8 protein-coding genes are annotated in these 8,505 nt (G+C 47.8%); 7 read left to right on the top strand and 1 reads right to left on the bottom strand.

Annotated elements, in window-relative coordinates; genetic code table 11:
* Positions 1-130 precede the first annotated feature (130 nt).
* The 7 genes from N2K84_RS19660 to N2K84_RS19630 all read left to right on the top strand — a co-directional run bounded on the left by N2K84_RS19660 (position 131) and on the right by N2K84_RS19630 (position 7,517).
* Positions 131-1,690: an O-antigen ligase family protein gene (locus N2K84_RS19660; RefSeq protein ID WP_282593544.1), complete on the top strand. Its 1,560-nt coding sequence runs from the start codon at positions 131-133 to the stop codon at positions 1,688-1,690.
* 45 nt (positions 1,691-1,735) lie between these two features.
* The gene (locus N2K84_RS19655; RefSeq protein ID WP_282593543.1) at positions 1,736-2,440 is read left to right on the top strand and encodes a superoxide dismutase; all 705 of its coding nucleotides are present in this window, start codon (positions 1,736-1,738) and stop codon (positions 2,438-2,440) included.
* A 56-nt stretch (positions 2,441-2,496) separates the two neighbouring features.
* Positions 2,497-3,276 carry a Rossmann-like and DUF2520 domain-containing protein gene (locus N2K84_RS19650; RefSeq protein ID WP_282593542.1) on the top strand — a complete coding sequence of 260 codons (780 nt, stop codon included), beginning with the start codon at positions 2,497-2,499 and terminating at the stop codon, positions 3,274-3,276.
* A gap of 1 nt (position 3,277) precedes the next feature.
* Positions 3,278-3,808: a KdsC family phosphatase gene (locus N2K84_RS19645; protein ID WP_282593541.1), complete on the top strand. Its 531-nt coding sequence runs from the start codon at positions 3,278-3,280 to the stop codon at positions 3,806-3,808.
* A complete protein-coding gene (locus N2K84_RS19640; RefSeq protein ID WP_282593540.1) occupies positions 3,808-4,389 on the top strand; it encodes a Maf family nucleotide pyrophosphatase in 582 nt (193 codons plus the stop codon). The genes N2K84_RS19645 and N2K84_RS19640 overlap by 1 nt, the downstream gene beginning before the upstream one ends.
* 105 nt (positions 4,390-4,494) lie before the next feature.
* Positions 4,495-6,645 (top strand): S46 family peptidase, encoded by a 2,151-nt coding sequence (locus N2K84_RS19635; RefSeq protein WP_282593539.1) that lies wholly within the window; start codon positions 4,495-4,497, stop codon positions 6,643-6,645.
* A 98-nt stretch (positions 6,646-6,743) separates the two neighbouring features.
* Positions 6,744-7,517, top strand: a complete 774-nt coding sequence (locus tag N2K84_RS19630) for a class I SAM-dependent methyltransferase (RefSeq protein WP_282593538.1) — start codon at positions 6,744-6,746, stop codon at positions 7,515-7,517.
* A gap of 118 nt (positions 7,518-7,635) precedes the next feature.
* On the opposite strand, the gene N2K84_RS19625 is transcribed toward N2K84_RS19630, so the two are convergent.
* Positions 7,636-8,271: a hypothetical protein gene (locus N2K84_RS19625; protein WP_282593537.1), complete on the bottom strand. Its 636-nt coding sequence runs from the start codon at positions 8,269-8,271 to the stop codon at positions 7,636-7,638.
* Positions 8,272-8,505: the final 234 nt, after the last annotated feature.

The following is an 8,505-nucleotide window of genomic DNA, read 5'->3' as shown; positions in this document are numbered from 1 at the left end:
CTGCAGAAATGTGGGAGAGTAGGTCGTCGCCATCCTTTCCAAACCCTGTGTTCTCCAGAGCACAGGGTTTTTTTGTTATATTGCGGTTCGTGATGGTAGCCTCGATTACCCTTAAGAAAATACTGAATCGATGATGGAACGGCTGAAAAATACGGATTGGTTTTACTTATCGCTCATGCTGTTGGTTGTGTCTTTGCCTTTTTCTGCCGGGATGATTTCTGTGGCAGCTGTCTTGCTTTTCATCGTATCACTCTTCCGGATTAGTCAGAATAACTTCAGAAATAAACTTGCAGCCGGACGAAACCTGCTGATTTTTGCAAGTGTTTTTTTGGTTTACCTTTTCGGTTTGCTAATTTGCCGGGACTGGAAGTGGGGATTGTACGACCTTCAAAAAAATATTCCGTTTCTGATGATTCCATTGGCCTTTGTCTTTGGCCCTCAACTTTCAGCCAGAAAGTCGAAAAAACTGCTTCTGATTTTTGCGTTGGCTGTAGTGCTTTCCGCGCTAAGTGCGGTGGTCTTGTTTTACGGAAGCACCCGGTTGTCGGTGTTGGAAGCGCAGGAGTTGGGTTTTGTACATCATATCCGGTTCAGTTTTCAGGTCATTCTGTCTATTCTTATTTTAAGTATTCCTCTCATCCTCGCCTATTCTGAGATGTCGTTGCGCGAAAAGTTTTTGCGGTTGGGAGGGGGCCTGTTTCTGGTTTTATTTTTATTCTGGCATCAGTCATTAACGGGGATCATTTCCTTTTTGGGGACAGCATTTGCGGGTGGTGTTTTATTGCTTTTTCAAATAAACGGGCGAGTTCAGAGAATGCTGTTGGGAATGTCGTTAATGCTTCTTATCCTGATTCCTTCAGTCTATCTAGCTTATGCCATCAACCGGTTTTACGATTTAGATCCGCTTGATCCCACCTCCCTGGAAGACAGGACCTCACTCGGAAATCCTTATACCCATCACTTGGAGAACCCTCAGCTGGAAAACGGGCATTATGTGGGCTTGTACTGGTGCGAGCAGGAAATGGAGAAAGCCTGGAACCAGCGTGCAGAAATAAAATATAATGAACCGGATCAGCATGGCTATCAAATTAAGGAAACCTTGGTGCGGTACCTGACCTCGAAGAACCTGCGCAAGGATGCCGCAGGGGTTAGTCAATTAACTTCTGAAGATATCCGGAACATTGAAGCCGGGATCAGTAATCATATCCTGGCCCGGAAAGGGCTGTCGCTTTATCCCCGCATTTATGTGAGCATTTGGGAGGTGGATAACTACCTGAAAACCGGTTATGCCAATGCCCGGTCGCTGGCTTTGCGGATGGAGTACAGCAAAGCTGCCTGGCATATTATTCGCGATCACTTTTGGTTTGGTGTCGGCACGGGGAACTGGAAAGCCGCTTTTGACGACGCGTATCATCAGCTTGGTTCGCAAATGGAGCCGGAATGGTACTCCAGCGCCCACAATCAATATCTGAATTATTGGGTGAAATTTGGGCTGGTGGGATTGCTCTTGATTTTGTCGCTCATCATCTTTCCTGTTGTGAAAACGAAGGCCTACCGAAATTCCGTATTTCTGCTCTTTTTGGTAAGCATGTTCCTGGCTAATTTTGCCGACTCAAATCTGGAAACACATGTAGGCGGGCATTTTTTCGTGTTTGTTTACTGTTTGTTTGTCGCATCGGAAAACATTTGACAGCTTATCTTGTTGTACATGAAGAACATAAAAGTACAACAGATAATGGAACGAAGAAATTTTATTACTCTTGTCGGAACAGCTGCCCTGGCTGCGCCCATGTTTGGTTCGGCGTTGGCGGCATGCAGCAATGAACCTAAAAAGTTCGAAGGTCATGTTTTCCCTGAATTGCCATACGGGTATAATGCCCTGGAGCCCTACATCGATGCACAAACCATGGAGCTGCACTACGATAAGCACCACCGGGGCTATTTCAATAATTTTTTGAAAGCGATTGAAGGAACAGATTTGATTTCGGTAGCCATGTCCGAGATTTTCGCCAAAATTACCGACTATGATGCTGCTGTCCGGAACAATGGCGGCGGATATTTCAACCACCAATTATTTTGGGAGAATATGAGTGCTGAAACCACTGCGCTATCGCCAGGATTGGAGAAGGCCCTGGTGGATAATTTTGGCTCGGTAAATCAGTTTAAAGATGAATTTTCGAAGGCTGCAAAAACTCATTTTGGCAGTGGTTGGGCTTGGCTGGTAAAAACCGAAACCGGACAATTAAAAGTGACTACTTCGGCAAACCAGGATAACCCGTTGATGAACGATGCCAATCTGAGAGGAACTCCCCTGCTGGCAATAGACGTGTGGGAACATGCTTATTACCTGCACTATCAGAACCGCCGCGCCGAGTATGTCGATAATTTCTGGAACATTGTCAATTGGCAGGTGGTGAGCCAGCGCTTCGAAAATGCCTGATTGTAAATACCGGTTTTCAGCCGGTTTTTTTGTTTCTTTGCATTCCGAAACAAAACATGATGATTCGAACGATTACATTGATTGGCGCGGGCAACCTGGCTACGCAGACCGGCAAGGCATTGAAAAAGGCGGGACTGGAAATCCGGCAGGTTTATAGCCGTACCGAACAATCGGCACGCGAACTGGCCGATTTGCTGACAACCACCTTCACCCATAAAACGGAAGAAATTGATCTTTCGGCCGATCTGGTTTTGGTGGCCGTGAAAGATGACGCTATTGAGGAGGTTCTTGCATGTTTGGATTGCCGGCAAACGCTGCTTGCACACACGGCCGGAAGCGTGCCCATGCAGTTGCTCGAAAAGCACACCAATCGTTTTGGTGTGTTTTACCCGCTTCAAACATTCTCAAAAAAACGGGATGTCGATTTTTCCGAAATTCCCATTTGTCTGGAGGCCAATTCCGCAGAAACCTTGAACGAACTAAAGGAGTTGGCTTTCCGGATTTCAGGTCATGTGCAGGAAATTGATTCGGCAAAACGCAAAATCCTGCACCTGGCGGCTGTGTTTTCCTGCAACTTTGTCAATCATTTTTATTACCTCGGCGATCAACTGCTGGAACAGCATCAGTTGAATTTTGATCTGCTGAAGCCGCTGATCAGGGAAACCGCCGGCAAGGTGATGGAGCTGCGTCCGTTTGACGCCCAAACCGGTCCTGCCAAGCGTTTCGATGAAACCATCATTAATAATCACCTGAGTTTGTTGGGCAACCAACCCGAACTGGCCGAAATCTATAATTTTGTGTCCGGAAGCATTTTTCAGGCCCATAAAAACAGCTGATATGACCTTCATAAAAGATAAACTGAAACACGTAAAAGCCTTTGTTTTCGATATCGACGGCGTGTTGTCGTCCGACACTTCGCCACTGAACGAAGAGGGCGATCCGGTACGCACGGCCAATGTGAAAGACGGCTATGCCCTGCGCAACGCGCTGAATATGGGCTACCATATTGCGATCATTACCGGCGGCGCCATTGAACGGGTGCGCCTTCGCTACGAAAAGCTGGGCGTTCCGCACATTTATATGGGTGTGCGCGATAAGTTGCAGCCGTTGCACGATTTCATGGAAAAAGCCGGCGTCACCGAAGAGGAAGTTCTTTACATGGGCGACGACCTGATCGATTTTCAGATCATGTCAACCATTGGGGTGCCCACCTGTCCGTTGGATGCCGTGCACGAAATCAAAGAAATTTCTTTGTATATTTCCGATAAAAAAGGCGGGGAAGGCTGTGTTCGCGACATCGTTGAACAGGTGATGCGGGCACAGGGTACCTGGGTAAACGAAAAATCATATTACTGGAGGTCAATCTGATGATGTTGAAAAATCTTGAAAATTATAAGCTGGTACTGGCGTCAAAATCGCCGCGTCGCCAACAGTTATTGCGTAATTTGGAACTGGAGTTTGATGTGCGGCCGGTGGACCTCGACGAGGTTTATCCCGAAGAACTGGGCATGACTGCCATTCCGGAGTACGTAGCCCAGGCAAAGGCCGATGCACTGCTGGACACGCTTCAGGAAAACGAACTGCTGATAACGGCCGACACCATTGTGTGGAAAGATGAAAAAGTGCTGGGCAAACCCAAAACGCGCGACGAAGCCATCCGTATGCTCAGCGAGTTGTCGGGCAGCCAGCACCAGGTAATCACCGGGATGAACCTGCAAACCCGCGCGAAAAAAATATCATTTCATGCGGTTACCGAAGTTTGGTTCGATGAGATGAGCGAGGAAGAAATCACCTACTACGTGGACAAGTACAAGCCCTACGACAAGGCCGGTGCTTACGGCATCCAGGAGTGGATTGGCTACGTGGCCATCAACAAAATTGAAGGCTCGTTTTACAACGTGATGGGCTTGCCGGTGCACAAACTCTACCAATACCTAAAAGAGTTTTAGGTTTAGTTCCGGGCTCGCGAAAGTGGGCCAACCTTCCTTTTTAGCGGGTTGTATAACCCGTTCTGTTTGTTTATTCCTTTTCAAAATTCTGTTCGATTCAAAATCATGATGAGAAAATTACTTTTCGGTTTATTCCTGCTGTTCTATTCCTGCCTGTCGTTTGCCAAAGAAGGCATGTGGCTGCCCATGCTGCTCGAAAAATACAACATCGAAGAAATGCAGCAACTTGGCTTTCGGTTGACAGCCGAAGATATTTACAGTGTCAACCAAAACAGCATGAAAGACGCCGTGGTACTTTTCGGTAAAGGCTGTACCGGGGAATTGGTATCAAACGAAGGTCTTCTTTTTACCAATCATCATTGCGCGTATCCGAACATTCAGTCGCACAGCTCGGTGGAACACGACTACCTGACAGCTGGTTTTTGGGCCAAATCGAAAGAAGAAGAGCTGCCCAATCCCGGCCTGGAAGTCCGCTTTCTGGAGCGGATGGAAGAGGTGACCGATTCGGCCCTGGCCGGTACAGAAGGACTTGCCGGAAGCGATTTCTACCGGAAGGTGGCCGAAAACAGCAAGACGATTGAGACTGCTGCATCCGACAGCGGAAAGTACGAGGCCATCGTTAAACCTGTTTTTCATGGTAACCAGTATTTTGTGTATGTGTACAAAGTTTTCAAAGACGTTCGCCTGGTTGGGGCGCCGCCATCGGCCATCGGAAAGTTTGGCGGCGACACCGACAACTGGATGTGGCCGCGTCATACCGGCGACTTCTCCGTTTTTCGCATCTATGCCGATCAGAATAACGAACCGGCGGAATACTCGCCCGATAATGTTCCCTACAGGCCCAAATCGTTTTTCCCGGTTTCGCTGAAGGGCGTCCAGGCCAACGATTTTATCCTGGTCTTTGGCTTTCCGGGAAGCACCGACCAGTACCTGCCCTCGCAGGCGGTTAACCTGATCATGAACCAAACCGATCCCGATAAGGTGAGAATACGCACCCGGAAACTCGAACTTCTTTCGAAACACATGGCTGCCGATCCGAAAGTGCGCATTCAATACGCTTCGAAATATGCCCGCACGGCCAATGCCTGGAAAAAATGGCAAGGCGAGATAAAAGGGCTGAAAAGCATGGACGCCCTGAAAATAAAGAAACAGTTTGAACAGGAATTTCAGGAATGGTCTGCGCAAAGCGATTCGCTGACGGAACAGTATGCCGACGTGTTGCCGCAGTTCGAAAAATTGTATATCGACCTGGAAGCTTTTAACCGGGCCAATAGTTATTACGACGAAATTGTTTTTCGCGGAACAGACATCCTGGCGCTCGCCGACCTTTTTCCTCGGACCGAAAATGGCTGGCAGAAAGCCAGTGAAACCATCCGCCAGCGTTATGTGGAAGAGTTGGGCAAAAAGGTGCAGGAGCATTTTAAAGATTACGACCAGACCACCGACGAAGATGTGTTTGTGCAGCTGCTCCGCATGTTAAAGGCCGATCTCGACCCGTCGTTCCTGCCGCTTCATTTTCACCGGTTGATGGAGGTGAACGATGATGAAAAATTGCTGCGCAAGGTGTACCGCAAGTCAGTTTTTACCGATGAAGCCAAGTTGACCGGCCTGGTGAAAAAGCTGGATGAAAAGCACATCAAAAAGTTGCAGAAAGATCCGCTGATGGCCTTTTACAAGGAACTGCGGGGGCACTACCAGCGCAATGTAGAACATGTGTACCGCGACATTTTACGCGAAATCAACCAGGTGCAACGCACCTACATGGCCGGCATCATGGCCATGGAGCAAAACCGGGCGCTTTACCCCGATGCCAACCTCACCCTGCGCGTGGCCTATGGCAATGTGGAAGGTTACCAGCCTGCCGATGGCGTTTACTATAAACATTTCACCACGCTTAAAGGCATCATGGAGAAAGACGACCCGGGCGTGTATGATTACAATGTACCGCAGCGATTGCGCGACTTATACGCCGGTAAGGATTACGGAACGTATGCTTCGGACGGTGAGTTGCCGGTCGCTTTTGCGGCTTCGGTACATACCACCGGAGGAAACTCGGGAAGCCCGGCCATCAACGCCAATGGCGAACTGGTGGGCATCAACTTCGACCGTTGCTGGGAAGGCACCATGAGCGACATTTTGTTCGACCCCGACCGTTGCCGGAACATCATGATCGACATCCGCTACGTGCTGTTCCTGATCGACAAATTTGCCGGCGCCGGATACCTGCTCGACGAAATGAACCTGGTGTTGGAGTAGGGTTCTCCGCGGTTGTTGCAGTTGTATCGAATTATTCCGGCCGGGCAACGAATCGCTTGTGCCGGTCAAGGGACATCAACACATAACACCTAAACATCATGGACGACGAAACTAAATCCATTCACGAATTCGATTTCCAATTAATCTGCGAATATTTCTCCCAACTGGAACGGCAAGGACCGGGCAGCCCGGAAGTAACCCGGAAAGCATTGAGTTTTATTGACCAGCTGACCGCCGATTCGCGCATTGCCGACCTCGGGTGCGGAACTGGCGGACAAACGATGGTGCTGGCACAACATGCGCCGGGGCATATGACGGGCATCGACCTGTTTCCGGCGTTTATCGATTTGTTTAACCGGAATGCCGTCAGGCTGGGACTAAACGACCGGGTAACAGGAGTGGTCGGTTCGATGGAAAACCTGCCGTTTCAGTCCGAAGAGCTGGACCTGATCTGGTCGGAAGGGGCCATTTACAACATTGGTTTTGAACGGGGACTGAACGAATGGCGCAACTACCTGAAACCCGGGGGCTACCTGGCCGTTACGGAAGCGTCGTGGTTTACCGAAGAACGGCCCGACGAGATCGACCGGTTTTGGATGGACGCTTATCCCGGTATCGACACCATTCCGGCCAAGGTGGCGCAACTGCAACAAGCCGGTTATGTTCCGGTGGCCATCTTTATCCTGCCCGAAAACTGCTGGACTGATCATTTTTATGCCCTGCAGGTGGCCGCGCAGGAAGCTTTCCTGAAAAAATACCCGGGCAACAAAACGGTGGAAGATTTTATCGCCAGCGAACGCCACGAAATGCAGCTATACGAGGCCTACAAAGCTTATTACGGCTATGTGTTCTACATCGGCAAAAAAATCTGAACTTTTAAATGAAGAATAAATGTCCGCCCTGTTGGTGTTTAGTGGTGGGGCGGGCTGTGAGAAGCTCTCCCCTTCAGTGTTCACTGGCGGGGCAGTCTACTCGATTATGGGCTGAACTTTATTCATTTAAATATCGTTTTAGTTTCTTGTCAACTGATTCTTCAAGTGTCAACAAGAATATTGCTGCCCACAAATGGTCATTTTTATTGTTAAAATTAAAGATTTTGTGATTGTATAGAAATCCGCCAACTAAACTTGGAGGTAATCCCCCTACGATTTCAATTTGTTCTTGGATTTCCTTGTAAACGGAACTTGTATCTCCAATGTTCTTTAGCAATTTTACAAAATCACCCATGTGGTTTAGGTCAATCGAAATATAACCCTCAGGATTATACAGAGTAGTATCCCTATTTCTCACCATACGTGGTGTTTCTTTAATCCAGATTTTATTATACACAGCAGGGTCGATACCGAACAGAAATTTATATTTCATTTCTTCATTGAAAGCCCATTCATAGTTCCCATTTGCTGCATTTTCATTTAAGATTTCAAAATATTGATGATATGAGCTATCGATATTTACAATTTTCGTTTTAGAATATATTATACTGTCAACATAAGCGACAACTTTTCCTAGTTCCTTTTGCTCGTTTGGTGTGAAATACCGTTTTACTTCCTCGGTATTTATTTGAACTTGTCCGAAGATAAAGCCAAATTGCATTAAAAAAAATATGAGAAGTATAAGTTGTTTCATGCTTTTTTAGTTTTGCCCATAACGGTGGTGGTATGAGGTCGTGGCGGTCAGACGAGAGTCTGACCAGTCCGACCGAAACTGAGGTTGGGACGAGATTCGACTTGTCGAATCCGCACGAACCCAGCCATGCCTTATACCACGTGTGTGCGCCCTGCATAAGCAGCGCGCACACTTGTTGTAAGCTGTTGAAAAAGTTTAAAAATACAAATAAACTTTACATAGTAGCCAAACAAC

The organism is Gaoshiqia sediminis (assembly GCF_025907915.1).
In the GTDB taxonomy this organism is placed as follows: Bacteria; Bacteroidota; Bacteroidia; order Bacteroidales; family Prolixibacteraceae; genus Gaoshiqia; species Gaoshiqia sediminis.
The sequence above is the reverse complement of the archived record's forward strand: the minus strand, read 5'-3'. Positions and strand labels throughout refer to the sequence as shown.

Coding starts and splice junctions, on each gene's coding strand:
- N2K84_RS19625 (WP_282593537.1), bottom strand. CDS start 8,271: ATGAAACAACTTATACTTCTCATATTTTTTTTAATGCAATTTGGCTTT.
- N2K84_RS19640 (WP_282593540.1), top strand. CDS start 3,808: ATGATGTTGAAAAATCTTGAAAATTATAAGCTGGTACTGGCGTCAAAA.
- N2K84_RS19635 (WP_282593539.1), top strand. CDS start 4,495: ATGATGAGAAAATTACTTTTCGGTTTATTCCTGCTGTTCTATTCCTGC.
- N2K84_RS19630 (WP_282593538.1), top strand. CDS start 6,744: ATGGACGACGAAACTAAATCCATTCACGAATTCGATTTCCAATTAATC.
- N2K84_RS19660 (WP_282593544.1), top strand. CDS start 131: ATGATGGAACGGCTGAAAAATACGGATTGGTTTTACTTATCGCTCATG.
- N2K84_RS19655 (WP_282593543.1), top strand. CDS start 1,736: ATGGAACGAAGAAATTTTATTACTCTTGTCGGAACAGCTGCCCTGGCT.
- N2K84_RS19650 (WP_282593542.1), top strand. CDS start 2,497: ATGATGATTCGAACGATTACATTGATTGGCGCGGGCAACCTGGCTACG.
- N2K84_RS19645 (WP_282593541.1), top strand. CDS start 3,278: ATGACCTTCATAAAAGATAAACTGAAACACGTAAAAGCCTTTGTTTTC.